Genomic DNA, 16402 nt, shown 5'->3' on the forward strand with positions numbered 1-16402 from the left:
TTTATTTACCGTTTCTTACTTTTTTTGGCAAAACCATATTAGTAAGCTTACAAATAGAGATCATTTTTCCAGCTTCATCAGTAATTTTAATTTCCCATAAATGAATGGAACGTCCTTGGTGAATGATTCTAGCAGTTCCGTAAACTAGGCCTTCTTTTTTACTTTTTAGATGATTTGCAGAAATTTCTATACCTCGAACTTCACTCAATTCAGGATTAATAAACATCATGGAAGCTGCAGATCCTACACTTTCTGCTAATGCTACAGTTGCGCCACCATGTAATAATCCCATTGGTTGATGAACTCTAGGATTTACAGGCATTTTGGCTACAAGAAAACCTTCACCAGCATCTATATACTCAATTTCCAAGGTTTCCATCAATGTGTTTTTTGAAAAATTATTACACATTGAAATTATTCTATCTTTATCGAAAGTCATTTTTTTTGTAAAAATAACACATTATTAGTAGACAATAAAATAATTATGAATTAGAAGTTTAAACTAAAATCAATGTTTTTACGTTTTTAATATCTGAATCAAATTAATATTTATAAAATTAATCCCTATTTTTACAAAAATTATTACGAGATGCGCAAACTCCTATTTTTACTTTTATCGGGAATTTTATTATCGATGACATCGTGTAGAAAGGATTTTGTATTTGAGCCAAGTAATGGAGAATTGCGATTTTCAAAAGACACTATTTATTTGGATACTGTTTTTACTAACATAGGATCAAGCACTTACACATTAAAAGTATATAATAAAAGTAACAAAGACCTACTTATCCCAAATATCCAATTTGCCAAAGGAGCACAATCGAAGTACCGAATGACTGTTGACGGAATGCGAGGAGATAATGGAAAAATATTTAAAAATGTAGAATTATTAGCAAAAGACAGCATGTATGTTTTTATTGAAACAACCGCTGGAATTGCAGATGCCAACCCTACCGATTTTTTATATACCGATCAAATTCAGTTTGGCTCAGGAACTGAAATTCAAAAAGTAGAATTGGTCACACTAATTCAAGATGCTATATTTTTATACCCTCAAAAATATGTTGATGCTACAACTGGCGCGGTGACCTACGAATCATTAACTTTTGGACAAGACCAAATTTACGGGTTTGTTCTAGATCACAATACAAATAATGATGAATACCGTTGGACCAGAAACAAACCTTATGTAATATATGGTTATGCCGGAATTCCGAATGGAGAAACGCTCAATATTGATCCGGGAGCGCGAATTCATTTTCATGCCAATTCTGGAATAATTGTGGGAAATGGCGGAACGATAAAAATTAATGGCGAACAATCAACTACGGCAGCGCTTGAAAACGAAGTTGTTTTTGAAGGGGATCGATTAGAACCAGGTTTCTCAGATGTTCCGGGTCAATGGGGTCTAATTTGGTTGAGCCAAGGAAGTGTGAACAATCAAATTAATCACCTAACCTTAAAAAATGCAACCGTCGGAATATTTGTTGGTGATGTTTTAAACGCTACGAATCCTACCTTAAAAATTGATAATACACAAATTTATAATTGTTCAAATATTGGACTATTTTCAAGAAGTGCTAAAATTGAGGGGACCAATTTAGTAATCAATTCTGCTGGTCAAGCGAGTTTGGCATGTACTGAAGGAGGGTCCTATTCATTTAAACATTGTACATTTAATAATAACTGGCAAAGCTCAAAACAGTTGGCGGTATTGCTGAGTAACTATCAAAATATTAATAATGTAATCACTCCAAAGGCATTGAATCAAGCGGAATTTTATAATTGTATAATTTATGGTTCAAACCAAATAGAGCTTTTATTGGACAAAAAAGAAGGGGCAGCTTTTAATTACAAATTCAATAATTGTTTGATAAAATTCAATAATTCGAATAATCAATATACTACAAATCCTTTGTATTTATTTGATACTGATGCAACTCATTATTCGAATATCATTAGAAATCAAGATCCTAAATTTCAAAATGCAAATAAGAATAAGTTAAATATAAATAACACTTCCCCTGCTTTCGCAAATGGTAATGCTGCTTATTTAATTGTAAAAGATATTTTAGGGAATACCAGAAGTTTGCCACCCGATTTAGGAGCTTATAAAAACGCACCGTTTCCAATAGTACCTTAAATTTCTATTTCATTACCAAAATCTTCTAGGTCTCTTCGGTCCTTTTTTGTAGGACGACCGTCACCCGTTTTTCGGTAATGTTCTTTAGATAATTTCAATAATTCTAGATGTTGGAAAGCTTCAATTGGTGTTTCATTTTTTCTATAAATATCAACCAGTTTAGCAGCAACTCGATTTGCAGGAATATCTAAAACAACAATTATTTGGGTAATTTGATCTTTTCTGAAAGTAATTTTATCGGTTGGAAACACTTCCTTTGAAGGTTTTGCGATAATTCCATTAACCGTAATATGATTTTTTTTACAAGCTTCTGTAACCATATTTCTGGTTTTATAATACCTCACACACCATAAAAATTTATCTACTCTCATAATTTTTTTCTAAAATAGAAGTTAAATTGAATGCAAAAATAAATCAATATTGTATCTTGCGCTCTTAAAATTAATAAAAATGAATAAATATTTAAAATTAGCTTTAATTTTTGTTTTTGGACTAACATTAATTGGGTTAACTATGATTTCATGTAGTAAAAATGAAACACCTGATTATAATGTTGAACTAAGAGAATATCCTGTTCAATATCGTGCAGATTTAGATTCCATTGATAAATATTTGAATACTCATTATATAGCGTCTGTTGATGCTGATTTCAACATTACATTCGCTAAAATACCAACTGGGGGAACACAACTTTCCATCAGGGCTCAACAAAATTATCCTTTACAGTTTATCAATGTTCAAAATGATAATCATGGAGTTAACTATAAAATTTATTATTTAAAATTAAGAGAAGGAACTAATGAAAGTACAACTTCTGTAGATTCAATTTATGTTTCGTATAAAGGTACCTTATTAAAAAATACACAATTTGACTATTCTGAAACACCAGTTTGGTTTCAATTAGAAAATGTAGTTGCTGGTTGGGGTGAAATTGTACCGTTATTCAAAACTGGAACCTATGATACTGCACCTGGGCCAAACCCAAGTACTTTTTCAAATTTTGGTGCAGGAGTTATGTTTTTACCTTCAGGAATGGCCTATTATAATCAAATGCCATCTTCTTTAATTCCACCGTATTCCCCTTTAATTTTTAGCTTTAAATTAAAGAGCCAAAAAAGCAGAGACCATGACAGAGATGGAATATTGTCAAAGTACGAAGTAAATCCTGCAATTGCAAACCAGAAACCTAAAGATTACGATAGTGATGGTGACGGAACAGCAAATTATTTAGATATTGATGATGATGGAGACCGCTATATGACTAAAGTTGAATTATTAAGACCTTATTTGCGAGGAGCAAATAATGTTTTGACACCAAATGGTTATTTCCCTTTTAATGGAGCAGCAGTTGACAATCCTTTAACTCCAAATATTGATGAAAGACAAGGTGTTCCTAGAAAATTTACTGGACCTAATAATCCCGCTAATAATTTACCAACACCATTACCTTCAGATTACACGGATCCAACAAGGTTAAGAAGATATTTAGATCCAACTTCTTTCCCACCATTCGAATAAAAAATATAATTTTTTGATTAAAAAGCCCGTAATTTTTTCGGGCTTTTTAATTTTTATTAAACCTAGGAAATAGTGGTCAGGCAAATAAAATCCAATTTAGTAATTCAATAATTATTTGTTTTAATTTATACTGAATTCTATTAAATTCATAAATTATACTATTAAAATTTATTATATGATTACTTTATTTATATTTGTATTTAAATAATATACCAAATAAATTATGGAAGAATGTATATCGGTATTTGATATGCTTAAAATCGGTGTTGGCCCATCAAGTTCTCACACTTTAGGACCTTGGAGAGCAGCCGAGAGTTTTCTAAATGAATTGAAAGACAACGATTTATTTCAAAATACAAATCGTGTTCAGGTCGATTTATATGGTTCATTATCATTAACCGGGAAAGGCCACGCTACTGATTTTGCTATAATGCTGGGTTTAAGCGGTCAAGATCCAGAGTACATTCCAATCGAAAATATCTCTAAAATATTCAAATTAATCACTGAAAATAATTCGATTATTTTGGGAAATGAAATAAATATCCCTTTCAAATTAAATCAAGATATTGTTTTTAATAAGGACTTTCTTCCTTTTCATGCCAATGGACTGAAATTTACTGCCTACTTAAATAACAATTCGAATTACTCCTCAACATTTTATTCAATAGGCGGAGGTTTCGTGGTTAAAGAAGAGCGCATCAATGCAAAGAAAAAATTGGAAATTAAATGTGCATTTCCATATCAAGTTTCAAATGCGGCTGAATTACTAGAATTTTGTATTGCTGAAAATAAGAAAATTTCAGAAATAGTTTTTGAAAATGAAAAATCAATGCGTTCCGAAGAAAAAATCAATAGTGAATTACTTCGAATTTGGGAAACCATGTTAGAATGTATGTATATTGGTTGTCATTCTGAAGGGATTTTACCTGGAGGTTTAAATGTTCGGAGAAGAGCTTTTGACATGCATCAAAATTTGATTGGCTTAGCCAATTACGATTCGCCACAATCATGGCTTGAAACCATTCGAAAAACGGAAGTTAAATTCCGACAAATTTTAAAATGGGTTAGTTGTTTTGCACTTTCAGTAAATGAAGTAAATGCCTCTTTAGGTCGAGTAGTTACCGCTCCTACTAATGGAAGTGCCGGAGTTGTTCCTGCAGTATTAATGTACTATTTAGTGATCGAAAATCACCACGCAGGTGAAAAAGAAATAAAACAATTCTTAATGGTTGCTGGAGAAATTGGCAGTCTTTTCAAAAAAGGATCTACCATTTCAGCTGCAATGGGAGGATGTCAGGCAGAAATTGGAGTTTCTTCAGCAATGGCTGCTGCTGCTTTGTGCGAATTAATGGGAGGAAGTCCGGAACAAGTCTTAATGGCAGCAGAAATTGCTATGGAGCACCATTTAGGAATGACATGTGATCCTGTGGGAGGTTTAGTTCAAATCCCATGTATTGAGAGAAACACAATGGGGGCTATTAAAGCGATAAATGCAGCCGAATTAGCATTGGAAACCGATCCGAAAAACGCTAAAGTTCCACTTGACAAAGTTATTGATACCATGTGGCAAACGGCACAGGATATGAATAATAAATACAAAGAAACCTCAGAAGGCGGATTAGCTATTGCAGTTAATTTTGCTGATTGTTAAACGAGTGTTTGTATAAGGAAACGTGTAATCGTTTAATCGGGAAATTGTTTAATCTAATGTATTATAATTATTTTTTTGATTTATAACTTTATAACATATAAGTTTGAAAATTCAGACATCTTAAACCTAAAATCTTAAATAAACTAATTCGAAATAATCATAAAATCTAACAAATTTGATTATTTTTGCTCCAATCACTTAAACCAAAATCATAATGTCAGTAGCCAAAAAAGATTACAAAAGAATAACCACAAAATCACTTATAGAAATGAAATCTAATGGTGAGAAAATTTCTATGCTTACTGCTTATGATTTCACCATGGCAAAAATTGTTGATACTGCAGGAATTGACGTGATTCTTGTGGGTGATTCTGCATCAAATGTTATGGCGGGTCACGAAACTACATTGCCAATTACTTTGGACCAAATGATTTATCATGCCTCTAGTGTTGTTCGAGCTATCGAAAGAGCACTGGTAGTGGTCGATTTACCTTTTGGTAGCTATCAATCGGATCCAAAAGAAGCGCTTCGATCTTCAATTAGAATAATGAAAGAAAGTGGAAGCCATGCTGTAAAATTGGAAGGTGGTCACGAAATAAAAGATTCAATTAAGAAAATATTGAATGCCGGAATTCCTGTAATGGGACATTTGGGATTAACTCCTCAATCTATCTATAAATTTGGAAGTTATACCGTTCGAGCTAAAGAAGAACAAGAAGCTGAAAAATTATTAGAAGATGCAAAAATGCTAGAAAAACTAGGGTGTTTTGCATTAGTATTAGAAAAAATACCGGCTCATTTAGCAGCAAAAGTTGCTAAAAGCATTTCTATACCGGTTATTGGTATTGGTGCAGGTGGAGATGTTGATGGTCAAGTTCTTGTAATTCATGATATGCTTGGAATGAACAATGAATTTAGCCCTAGATTTCTACGTCGTTATTTGAATTTGTATGAAGAAATGACTTCAGCAATTGGACAATATGTAAAAGATGTAAAATCGTGTGATTTTCCGAATGCTAATGAACAATATTAACCTAAATTCCAACTGTTTAGGTATTCCAAATGAAAATAATTTCTGATAAAAACAACCTTCAAATACTTCATGAAGACAATCATATAATTGTGATTAACAAACGTGTGGGCGATATTGTTCAAGGAGATAAAACTGGGGACAAACCACTTTCAGAAGTTGTAAAAGAGTATATCAAAGTAAAATACAACAAGCCGGGAGAAGTTTTTTTAGGAGTGATTCATCGTTTGGATCGACCTACATCTGGAATTGTAATTTTTGCAAGAACAAGTAAAGCTTTGACCCGAATGAATGAGCTTTTCAGTAATCGAGAGACGCAAAAAACCTATTGGGCAATAGTAAAAAACAAACCCCAAAATTCTGAAGATAAATTAGTTCATTACTTAAAAAGAAATGAAAAAAACAACACTTCAAAAGCACATTTAAATGAAGTTCCCGAAAGTAAAATCGCAAGTTTAGATTACAAAATAATTGCTTCTTTACAAAACTATTACGCCCTAGAAATAAACCTTCACACCGGGAGACATCATCAAATTAGAGCACAATTATCTGCCATTGGTTCACCAATAAAAGGAGATTTAAAATATGGATTTGATAGAAGTAATCCCGATGGTGGAATTCATCTTCATGCAAGAAAATTAGTTTTCACTCATCCTGTGACCAAAGAAAATATTGAAATTATTGCTCCTACTCCAAATGATGTAATTTGGAACGCAATTTAAAATAAAATTATTAATTTTATAAAGTTAAATTAAACCAATGGACTTTAAATCAAATATTGAATATAGAAAAGAAACATTAACCAGGTTATTGTATTCTATAGAAGAAAACGAAAGTAGAATTATTGAAGCTTTATACAAAGATTTTAAAAAGCCTGAATTTGAAGCGGTATTAACCGAAACAAATTATGTAATTGGTGATTTAAAACAAACTTTAAAAAATATAAAATGTTGGGCTAAACCCAAAAGAGTTCTTCCTTCGATATTGAATTTTCCTTCTAGTGATTATATTTACAGTGAACCATATGGGAAAGTCTTAGTGATTTCTCCATGGAATTATCCGTTCCAACTCGCATTATGCCCAATGATTGCAGCTGTTGCGGCCGGAAATTCTGTTGTTTTAAAACCTTCAGAATTAACACCAAACACATCAAGCATTATTGCAGAAATTATTTCAAAAGTTTTTACAAAAAATCATGTTGAAGTGATAGAAGGTGGAGTTGAAGTTTCTCAAAATCTATTAGCTCAAAAATGGGATTATATCTTTTTTACTGGAAGTGTAGCTGTTGGGAAAATTGTTGCAAAAGCTGCTGCAGAATTTATGACGCCAGTAACCTTAGAATTAGGCGGAAAAAATCCATGTATTATTGACGAAACTGCCAATATTAAGCTGGCAGCCAAAAGGATCGTTTGGGGTAAATTCATTAATGCTGGTCAAACTTGTATTGCACCTGATTATTTGTTGGTTCAAGAAAAAGTAAAATCAGAATTGATTGAGCATTTAAAAATAGAAATCACAAATGCCTATTCCGATAATCCAGAATTATCACCAGATTATACACGAATCGTAAATACTAGAAATTGGGAACGATTGAATGCATTAATTGAACCTGAAAAAGTACTTTTTGGTGGCCAAAAAAACTCTGAAGATTGTTACCTAGCTCCTACTCTAATAGACGAAACATCATTTGAAAGCGCGGTTATGAAAGAGGAAATATTTGGACCTATTTTACCAATATTATCTTACGAAAACGATTCGGAATTGGATGAAATCATTTCAAAATATGATAAACCACTTTCACTTTATGTATTTACTACAAGAAACAAATTTGCAGAAAAAATAATTCAAAAATTCTCTTTTGGTGGTGGCTGTATCAATGATACTGTGATTCATTTTTCAAATAATAGATTACCATTTGGAGGTGTTGGACATTCAGGAATTGGTGCCTATCATGGTAAAATGAGTTTCGATACTTTTTCTCATAAAAAAGCAATAGTTAAAAAGGCAAATTGGCTCGATTTACCAATGAGATATGCCCCTTACAAAGGTAAACTTACATTAATTAGGAAAATATTAAAATGGATGTAACTATTAAAACCAATTGCGTTTCTTAAAATAATAAACCATTCCTATTACAATTGTTAACATTGCTGCAATAACAATGTAATAGCCATAAGTGTATTTCAATTCTGGCATATTTTCGAAATTCATTCCATAAACACCAACTATAAAAGTTAAGGGTATAAATATTGCCGAAATCACTGTTAGTGTTTTCATAACCTCATTCATTTTATGGTTTTGTGAGGAAAAGTAGAAATTAGATGCGCTATCTAATGTAACCATATCATCATCAATTTGATCTAAAAGTTCAAAACTTTTTTGATGTAAACGAGAAAAAAAACTAAAATTTTCGTGAGCTATAGCATTAAAAACATCGTCGTCTTTAATACTTTTTATAGAATACAAAGAATCTCTAAGAGGAATGATTGAGCGTTTTAAAAAGTTAAAATTATCTCGGTGTTTCTCAATTTGAACTAAAATTGATGGATCAGTACTCGTTTTTGATAAATTTATAAGTGCTTCAACCTTATTTTCCTCTGCTTCTATGGTAATATAAAAATTCTCCATAATTGCATCCAAAAGTAAATACAGCAAATAATCGGCTTTTTTTGTTCTAACTATTCCAGAATGAGTTCTAATTCTTTCTCGAATATGCGAAAAAAAGTCACTTCTTTTTTCTTGAAATGAAACAATAATCCCATCTTTAATTAAAAAACTAATCTGTTCAACTGAAATGTTATCAGAGTTTTCTGTGGGAAGTAAAGATTTTAAATTGAAAAAAAGCAAATCATGAAGCTCATCTAATTTTGTTCTTTGCGTGGTATTTAAAATGTCACCTAAAATATAATTATCAACATCTAAATAAGTCCCAATAGATTTAATCAATTCAATATCATTTAAACCATGTATATTCAACCAATTTACCTTATCTAAATCAAGCGTTTCAGGGATCTTATCAATATTTAAATTCGGATATTCAGTCAAATCATTATCGTCATAAACAAACAATTGAATTTGAGTTTCAAAACTTTTATGATTGCCTGTATATTCTAAAATCGAGGGTTGAACTTTTCTTCCTTTTTTATATTTAATTTTTCTCACAATGTCTAATTTTGTCTAAATTTAAGAAATATTCCAAAATTCAGAGTATTTTTACTAAAAATCATTTTATGAAATTATTAATCATCAATATAAAAGAACTAATACAAGTTCGTGAAAACGGCATTTTAAAAGTTGCAGGAGCAGAAATGAATAAACTGCCAACAATTAAAAATGCCTATATATTGATTGAAAATAATATTATTTCAAACTATGGGGAAATGAAAAATTGCCCTTCAATTTCTGTGAATTCAACTATTGATGCAACAGGAAAAATGGTGCTTCCCACCTGGTGTGACAGCCATACACACATAGTTTATGCAGGAAATAGGGAACAAGAATTTGTTGATAGAATCAATGGAATGACCTATGAGGAAATTGCAAACCGAGGTGGAGGAATACTAAATTCTGCAAAAAAATTAAATGAAACTTCCGAAGAAGAACTTTACAATCAATCCAAAAACCGATTGGAAGAAATCATGAAAATGGGAACTGGAGCGGTAGAAATAAAATCTGGCTACGGACTTTCTGTTCAAGGAGAATTAAAAATGTTGAGAGTAATTCAAAAATTAAAAGAAAATTATCCAATTGAATTAAAAGCAACTTTTCTTGGAGCACATGCTTTTCCAACTGAATTTAAGGAAAATCATCAAGGATATATTGATATTATAATTAATGAAATGCTTCCTGCTATTGCAAATGAAAACCTTGCCGATTTTATTGATGTTTTTTGTGAATCAGGCTATTTTTCTGTTTCAGAAACGGAAGAAATTATGGAAGCGGGAAAAAAATTCGGACTTGTTTCAAAAATTCATGTCAATCAATTTAATGCATTTGGTGGAGTAAAAGCAGCGGTAAATAAAAAGGCGCTTTCTGTTGATCATTTGGAAGTTATGAATATGGAGGATATTGAGGTTATGAAAAATTCAGATACTATGCCTGTTGCACTTCCAAGTTGTTCTTACTTTTTGGGGATTCCATATACACCAGCAAGAAATATTATTGAAGCTGGACTACCGTTGGCATTAGCCACTGATTATAACCCAGGTTCAAGTCCATCAGGAAATATGAATTTTGTGGTTGCAACGGCCTGCATAAAAATGAAAATGACTCCAGAAGAAGCTATAAATGCAGCGACAATAAACGGAGCTTACGCAATGGATATTTCTAAAACTCACGGAAGTATAACTATTGGAAAAAAAGCAAATATAATTATCACAAAACCCATAAATACAATTTACGAATTGCCTTATGCTTTTGGTAGCAACCTAATAGATTCAGTATTTATTGAAGGAAATCTTGTTAAATAAAAAAAGGGACTTGTATAAACAAATCCCTTTAAATCATAAAAAAATAAATTATTTCAAAGTGAAAATGGCATTTGAAATCAATTGCCCATTATCGAAAATATTTACATAAAATGTACCCTTTTCTAATTTGTCAGCTTTAATATTATTTACTACATCAATTGTTTTATTATCATATTTTACATTAGCAATGTAACTGTATGTTAATGTTTTATCTGCAAAGCGCTCTGTTTGACGCTCTCCCATTACATTATTTTTACTGTCAATAACTTGAACGTAGTATTTTCTTTCTCCAGATTTAGCGATAGAATTTTCTGCGATTGTAAAACTTACTTTAAGGACATCAGCACGACTTGCTTTGTCTGTTGCGATTTCTTTACCAGAACTTCTAACAATAAAAGCAGAAGATTTTAAATTCACAATTGCTAATTTTGAACCTTTTTCAACAGTTTTAGTTAAGTTTTCATTTTGACCTGCCAATTCTTTATTTGACTTTTTTGATTCGTCAAGTACTACAATTGTGCTATCTCTTTGAACTTTTAATACCGTATTATCTTTCTTTAAGATTTCATTTTCGGCAACTAAACCTTTCATTTTTGATTCTAAAACTAAATATTGCTTTTTATATTTACTTACATCGCCATTTGAATTTTTCAATTTTTCCATTAGAGCAACCACTTTGTCTCTTTCAGCTATTAATTCATCTGACATGGAAGTATTTTCGGCAATTGCAGCGTCATAAGTTGTTTTAAGGTCTTTTAAATCTTTCATTACTTGATCTTTTTCAGACAAAGTAGTAGTTAATTTGGCTTCTGTAGAATTAACATCAGTAGTCAATTTGTAAATGTAAACTAAGCTTAAAGCAAAAAGTACTGACAATACAATAACTAATGATTTAAGCCCTGAATTGTTGTTTTGATTTTCCATAATGAATATAATTTTTTACGAAAATAATAATTAATATTCTAACAACGTAAGTAATTAAAATATATTATTTTTGATAAAACTATTATTGTATGGAAAAATTGGTTCCCTTCACAGTTAATGACCTTGCAAAAGTGACCAACTTCAGATCTGGAGAGGTAAAATTTGGTGAGAAAATGTTAACTGTACCAAAAAATACTAATGCAAGTGAATACTTAAATTCTTGCGAAGCAAAATATGTTTTATTCGGAATCCCAGAAGACATTGGAGTAAGAGCCAATTATGGTCGTACCGGCGCTGCATCTGCATGGGAAAGTGCCATAAAAAATATTGCAAATATTCAACACAATCGTTTTTGTAAAGGAAGCCAACTATTAGTATTAGGCCAACTAAATGTGAGTGAAGAAATGGCTGAAAGTCAGCAATTAGATTATAATTCTGATAATGACAGAAAACGATTAAACCAATTGGTTCATAAAATAGATAAAGATGTTTCACACATCGTTTGTAAAATTATCAAAGCTGGAAAGATTCCAATAATCATTGGTGGTGGCCACAATAACGCCTATGGAAATATTAAGGGTTCTGCCTTAGCATTTGGAAAACCTATGAACGCAATCAATTTTGATGCCCATTCCGATTTTAGAATTTTGGAAGGCAGACACAGTGGAAATGGTTTTTCTTATGCCTATGAAGAAGGTTTTTTAAATCGATATTTTATTTTTGGTTTACACGAAAACTATACTTCAAAAAGTGTTTTGGATTCCTTAAAAAAAATTGACGATCGAGTAAAATTCAATACTTACGATGAAATTCAAATCAGAAAACAAAAAAAGTTTGAACCTGAAATGAATTTTGCTTTAGATTTCATAAAAGACGACCGTTTTGGAATAGAAATTGACCTAGATGCTATTCCAAACATAGCCAGTAGCGCAATGACTTTAAGTGGATTTTCTATTGAAAAATTACGCCAATTTATTTACTTTTTTGGGAATAATCAAAATGCTGCATATTTACACATTTGCGAAGGCGCCCCAGAATTAGGTGAAGAAAAAAACAATCATTTAATTGGTAAACTTATTGGATATCTTGTTACCGACTTTATAAAAGCTAATTTTGAAAACCAATAAAAAAATCAATAGGATTCCAAGATTTATTTCTTAAAAACAAGGTTTCATTAATATAACCTATCTTTGCCTTGAATTTAAGTAATTAATACTGAATTCTAAACATCAAAAATATGTTATTCGAAGATTTATCACTTTCAAAAAGTATCCAAAAAGCTGTATTTGAATTAGGCTATATAGAAGCAACTCCCATCCAAAAACAAGCAATTCCAATAGTTTTATCGGGAAAAGATATTATCGGTTGCGCGCAAACTGGCACAGGTAAAACTGCAGCTTTTGCAATTCCAATTATTCATCAATTGCACCGAATTGTAGGTTCGTCAAAAAAAGCAAAACAAATTAGAGCTTTAGTGGTTACTCCTACCAGAGAACTGGCAGTTCAAATTGGTCAAAGTTTCGACGCTTACGCAAAATATACTAACATCACTCAATTGACCATATTTGGTGGTGTTTCGCAAAATCCGCAAGTCGATACTTTGAAATCTGGAATTGATATTTTAATTGCAACACCTGGACGATTATTGGATTTGCACAAGCAAGGTTTTATAGATTTAGATCATTTACACACTTTGGTACTTGATGAAGCCGATCAAATGTTGGACATGGGGTTTGTAAACGATGTAAAGAAAATTGTAAAACTTACTCCAAAAAATAGACAAACTCTTTTATTTTCGGCAACAATGCCAATAGCGATTCGGGAACTAGCAGAAATGTTCCTTCAAGATCCAGCTAAGGTTTCTGTTTCACCTGTTTCTTCAACCGCTGAAAATGTTGAACAACGAATTTATTTTGTTGAGAAAACGGAAAAAAGAAACTTGTTATATCATTTAATAAAAAATGAAAATTTATCTGATGTATTGGTTTTTTCTAGAACAAAACACGGAGCAGATAATGTGGTAAAAGCACTGAGAAAAAATAATATTGCTGCTGAGGCAATTCACGGTGACAAATCTCAAAATGCTCGACAACGGGTTTTGGATGCTTTTAAAAATAAGGAAGTTGGCGTTCTTGTAGCTACCGATATTGCAGCAAGAGGAATTGATATCGACCAATTACCGTTTGTAATCAATTTCGATTTACCTAACATTCCTGAGACTTATGTTCACAGAATTGGAAGAACAGGAAGAGCTGGAAACGGCGGAATTGCAATTTCATTTTGTGGAAAAGACGAACACCCTTATTGGAAAGACATCATGAAATTGATAAAAGTTGATGTCAAAACAATTTCAGATCATCCTTATCCTTGGCACAGTGGAAGTCCAGAAACGGCTCCTGCAAACTCTCAGAAAAATTCTAACAGAAGTCGGGAGGCTAATAAATCTAGAAAATCATCCAACTCAAAGCAAAATAAAAAACGCTGGTACTAATTATCATTGTTATCATAAATATATTCTCTGATTTTTGCTGATAATTCTTCTGATTTAAAGGGCTTAACAAAAATCTCGTCTATTCCTGACTCAATTGCTTGAAGTTTTATTTCATCGTAAGAGTATGCTGTTACCGCAAATACAGGAGTTTTAATGTTATTGTCTCTGATTTTTTTAGTTATTTCAAAACCCGAAATATCCGGTAGATTGATATCTGTAATTATTAAATCAAATACATCCTGAGTAATAAGTCTTAATGCATCTGAGCCTTTTTCCACAATTTCAACGTTGCAATTCAATTTCAACAACGACTTTTTGGTAACCAATTGATTTATCTTATTGTCTTCAATTAACAAAACATTAATTGGTTCTAATTCGTTTTGATTATTACTACTATTTTGTAATAAATATTCGTTATTACATCTGTTTTTGAATTTAATTGTAAAATTAAAAGCACAACCTTTTCCCAATTCACTTTCAATTTCAATTGTACTTTCAAACATTTCAATTAAATATTGCACTATCGAAAGACCAATTCCTGTTCCTTGGTATGGTGAATTTATGTTTTTTATCTGAGTGAAATTTTCGAAAATTAATTTTTGATTTTCAGGCGCAATACCAATTCCTGTATCTTTAACTTCAAATTTTAAATAAGAAAAATCATCTTCATTTTTAATTAAATTAATGGTCAATGAAACTTCCCCTTGATTGGTAAATTTTAATGAATTATCCAATAAATTAATCAATATTTGAGCTAATCTACTATTGTCACCAATTAATCTATTTGGAATATTTGGATCAATATCAAAAGTTACTTTATTGTTGTTTTTATTATAAATCATATTTGAAGATCCAAAAATAGCACTTACTTCATCAAAAATATTGAATTCATTATCTTCTAATTTTATGACTCTACTTTCAAATTTACTTAGCTGAAGTACATCATTAACCAATGATAACAGGTAATTTGCTGAAAAAGAAAGTGATTTCATATAATCGCTTTTTGCCAATCTTGGATTTTCATCTTTTATTATATCAATTATTCCCACTACCCCGTACAATGGTGTTCTTAGTTCATGGCTTATCGTGGAAATAAATTGAGATTTTAAGGTTAGTAGTTCCTCCGCATTTTCTTTGGCTTTTTGAATTTCTTGGTTGCTCTTAACTAATAATAAATTTGTATTTTTCTTGAATAAGTAATTTTTATATAATGATAGTAATAGTAAAACTAGTATTATGGATAGAATAAATAATAAAATGGTAACCTTTTTATTTTGATTAATCAGCTCTAATTGTTGTTGCTTTTCAAATTCAATATGACTTATTTGTTTTTTATATTCATTTAATACCGAAGACATTCCAGATTGTTTTTCTACTTGAGAATGTTCTTCTTCATACAATTTATCTTTTAATTGATTGTATTTTTCCATGTATTCATAGGCACTTGAAAAATCTTTTTTCTTTGCATACATTCTAGAAATATCATCATAAACCTCTGCAGCATTACTTTCTAAAAATTCTTTAGTGTTTTCATTACAAAATTTCAATGCAGTCTTGTAATATTTTTCTGATTTATCAAAATCATTTTTATAAGAATAATAACCCCCTAAAAGTGAATTATACATGATTTTAGCCTCCAAATCATCCTGACTAACTATTAATTTTTCAGCAAGTTTTAAATATTCAAATCCATTATTGTAATCTTCAACGGCAAAATAAGCTGAAGTAATATTTAGATTAGCATACATTATCATGTAATCATCATTTAATAAATTGATAAAATATAAAGCTCTTTTATAATGATAAATTCCTTTTTTAAAATCTATTTTTCTAAAACAATAGCAATTTGCAATATTGGTGTGCAAGGAAGAAATGACAAAATTATTTGAGATTTCATCTACATAAGTCAAACCTTTTTGGTAGAAAAAAATGGCTTTTTTATAGTCGGAATATTGCTCAAGATTTAATCCAATTAAGTTATAGGCTCTGGCTGTTTGTTCAGGATTGTCAATTTTTATGGCTTTTTGGAGCGCTGTTTTTGCCAATAACATCGATTTATCACATTCAAGTTTGTTTAGATATTCCCCTGATTTAGAAAGGATATCTTTAATCTCTTTTACCTGAGGAGTATCAGATTGAGCAAAAAATATATTTGAAATAAATAAAAAAAAAAGGA

The 16402-nt window shown here is 30.9% G+C and carries 14 protein-coding genes; 9 read left to right on the top strand and 5 right to left on the bottom strand.

Going from position 1 to position 16402, the window contains the following annotated elements:
• Position 1: 1 nt before the first annotated feature.
• Positions 2–439 carry a PaaI family thioesterase gene (locus AC9UFV_RS04240; protein ID WP_509573118.1) on the bottom strand — a complete coding sequence of 146 codons (438 nt, stop codon included), beginning with the start codon at positions 437–439 and terminating at the stop codon, positions 2–4.
• 150 nt (positions 440–589) lie between these two features.
• On the opposite strand from AC9UFV_RS04240, the gene AC9UFV_RS04245 reads away from it, so the two are divergent.
• Positions 590–2143 (top strand): hypothetical protein, encoded by a 1554-nt coding sequence (locus tag AC9UFV_RS04245; protein WP_509573120.1) that lies wholly within the window; start codon positions 590–592, stop codon positions 2141–2143.
• On the opposite strand, the gene AC9UFV_RS04250 is transcribed toward AC9UFV_RS04245, so the two are convergent.
• Positions 2140–2514, bottom strand: a complete 375-nt coding sequence (locus AC9UFV_RS04250; protein WP_509520546.1) for an RNA-binding S4 domain-containing protein — start codon at positions 2512–2514, stop codon at positions 2140–2142. The two genes, AC9UFV_RS04245 and AC9UFV_RS04250, sit on opposite strands and share 4 nt — an antisense overlap.
• A gap of 79 nt (positions 2515–2593) precedes the next feature.
• Here AC9UFV_RS04250 and bamM point away from each other — a divergent pair, with 79 nt between their 5' ends.
• From bamM to AC9UFV_RS04275, 5 genes are all read left to right on the top strand, one after another.
• The gene (bamM, locus tag AC9UFV_RS04255) at positions 2594–3661 is read left to right on the top strand and encodes a BamM family beta-barrel-assembly machinery protein (RefSeq protein ID WP_509573122.1); all 1068 of its coding nucleotides are present in this window, start codon (positions 2594–2596) and stop codon (positions 3659–3661) included.
• Positions 3662–3884: 223 nt separating this feature from the next.
• Positions 3885–5312, top strand: coding sequence for an L-serine ammonia-lyase (locus AC9UFV_RS04260; protein WP_509573124.1), 1428 nt, complete (start codon positions 3885–3887; stop codon positions 5310–5312).
• A gap of 214 nt (positions 5313–5526) precedes the next feature.
• On the top strand, positions 5527–6345 hold the full coding sequence (panB, locus tag AC9UFV_RS04265) for a 3-methyl-2-oxobutanoate hydroxymethyltransferase (protein WP_509573126.1): 819 nt from the start codon (positions 5527–5529) through the stop codon (positions 6343–6345).
• Positions 6346–6374: 29 nt separating this feature from the next.
• Positions 6375–7064 carry an RluA family pseudouridine synthase gene (locus AC9UFV_RS04270; RefSeq protein ID WP_509573128.1) on the top strand — a complete coding sequence of 230 codons (690 nt, stop codon included), beginning with the start codon at positions 6375–6377 and terminating at the stop codon, positions 7062–7064.
• A gap of 37 nt (positions 7065–7101) precedes the next feature.
• Positions 7102–8430 carry an aldehyde dehydrogenase gene (locus tag AC9UFV_RS04275; RefSeq protein WP_509573130.1) on the top strand — a complete coding sequence of 443 codons (1329 nt, stop codon included), beginning with the start codon at positions 7102–7104 and terminating at the stop codon, positions 8428–8430.
• A gap of 3 nt (positions 8431–8433) precedes the next feature.
• On the opposite strand, the gene corA is transcribed toward AC9UFV_RS04275, so the two are convergent.
• A complete protein-coding gene (gene corA, locus AC9UFV_RS04280) occupies positions 8434–9504 on the bottom strand; it encodes a magnesium/cobalt transporter CorA (protein ID WP_509573132.1) in 1071 nt (356 codons plus the stop codon).
• Between the two features lie 68 nt (positions 9505–9572).
• Here corA and hutI point away from each other — a divergent pair, with 68 nt between their 5' ends.
• Positions 9573–10811, top strand: coding sequence for an imidazolonepropionase (hutI, locus tag AC9UFV_RS04285; RefSeq protein WP_509573134.1), 1239 nt, complete (start codon positions 9573–9575; stop codon positions 10809–10811).
• A 48-nt stretch (positions 10812–10859) separates the two neighbouring features.
• Here the strand turns inward: hutI and AC9UFV_RS04290 are convergent, their stop codons facing one another.
• A complete protein-coding gene (locus AC9UFV_RS04290) occupies positions 10860–11735 on the bottom strand; it encodes a DUF8428 domain-containing protein (RefSeq protein ID WP_509573136.1) in 876 nt (291 codons plus the stop codon).
• 89 nt (positions 11736–11824) lie between these two features.
• Between AC9UFV_RS04290 and AC9UFV_RS04295 the strand changes: the two genes are divergently transcribed.
• Together AC9UFV_RS04295 and AC9UFV_RS04300 are read left to right on the top strand one after the other, a co-directional pair.
• On the top strand, positions 11825–12862 hold the full coding sequence (locus AC9UFV_RS04295) for a formimidoylglutamase (protein ID WP_509573138.1): 1038 nt from the start codon (positions 11825–11827) through the stop codon (positions 12860–12862).
• A gap of 110 nt (positions 12863–12972) precedes the next feature.
• Positions 12973–14226 (top strand): DEAD/DEAH box helicase, encoded by a 1254-nt coding sequence (locus AC9UFV_RS04300; RefSeq protein ID WP_509573141.1) that lies wholly within the window; start codon positions 12973–12975, stop codon positions 14224–14226.
• Here the strand turns inward: AC9UFV_RS04300 and AC9UFV_RS04305 are convergent.
• Positions 14223–16402 (bottom strand): tetratricopeptide repeat-containing hybrid sensor histidine kinase/response regulator (locus AC9UFV_RS04305; RefSeq protein WP_509573144.1); only part of this gene is annotated, 2180 nt, incomplete at its 5' end. The genes AC9UFV_RS04300 and AC9UFV_RS04305 overlap by 4 nt on opposite strands.

Origin of the sequence: Flavobacterium sp., from assembly GCF_044349645.1 — a bacterium.
Classification (GTDB): Bacteria; Bacteroidota; Bacteroidia; order Flavobacteriales; family Flavobacteriaceae; genus Flavobacterium.

Excerpts from the sequence above, each read along its gene's own strand:
- AC9UFV_RS04295 (WP_509573138.1), top strand. The coding sequence starts at position 11,825 with ATGGAAAAATTGGTTCCCTTCACAGTTAATGACCTTGCAAAAGTGACC.
- bamM (WP_509573122.1), top strand. The coding sequence starts at position 2,594 with ATGAATAAATATTTAAAATTAGCTTTAATTTTTGTTTTTGGACTAACA.
- AC9UFV_RS04270 (WP_509573128.1), top strand. The coding sequence starts at position 6,375 with ATGAAAATAATTTCTGATAAAAACAACCTTCAAATACTTCATGAAGAC.
- AC9UFV_RS04260 (WP_509573124.1), top strand. The coding sequence starts at position 3,885 with ATGGAAGAATGTATATCGGTATTTGATATGCTTAAAATCGGTGTTGGC.
- AC9UFV_RS04300 (WP_509573141.1), top strand. The coding sequence starts at position 12,973 with ATGTTATTCGAAGATTTATCACTTTCAAAAAGTATCCAAAAAGCTGTA.
- AC9UFV_RS04290 (WP_509573136.1), bottom strand. The coding sequence starts at position 11,735 with ATGGAAAATCAAAACAACAATTCAGGGCTTAAATCATTAGTTATTGTA.
- AC9UFV_RS04275 (WP_509573130.1), top strand. The coding sequence starts at position 7,102 with ATGGACTTTAAATCAAATATTGAATATAGAAAAGAAACATTAACCAGG.
- AC9UFV_RS04240 (WP_509573118.1), bottom strand. The coding sequence starts at position 439 with ATGACTTTCGATAAAGATAGAATAATTTCAATGTGTAATAATTTTTCA.
- panB (WP_509573126.1), top strand. The coding sequence starts at position 5,527 with ATGTCAGTAGCCAAAAAAGATTACAAAAGAATAACCACAAAATCACTT.
- AC9UFV_RS04250 (WP_509520546.1), bottom strand. The coding sequence starts at position 2,514 with ATGAGAGTAGATAAATTTTTATGGTGTGTGAGGTATTATAAAACCAGA.
- AC9UFV_RS04245 (WP_509573120.1), top strand. The coding sequence starts at position 590 with ATGCGCAAACTCCTATTTTTACTTTTATCGGGAATTTTATTATCGATG.
- hutI (WP_509573134.1), top strand. The coding sequence starts at position 9,573 with ATGAAATTATTAATCATCAATATAAAAGAACTAATACAAGTTCGTGAA.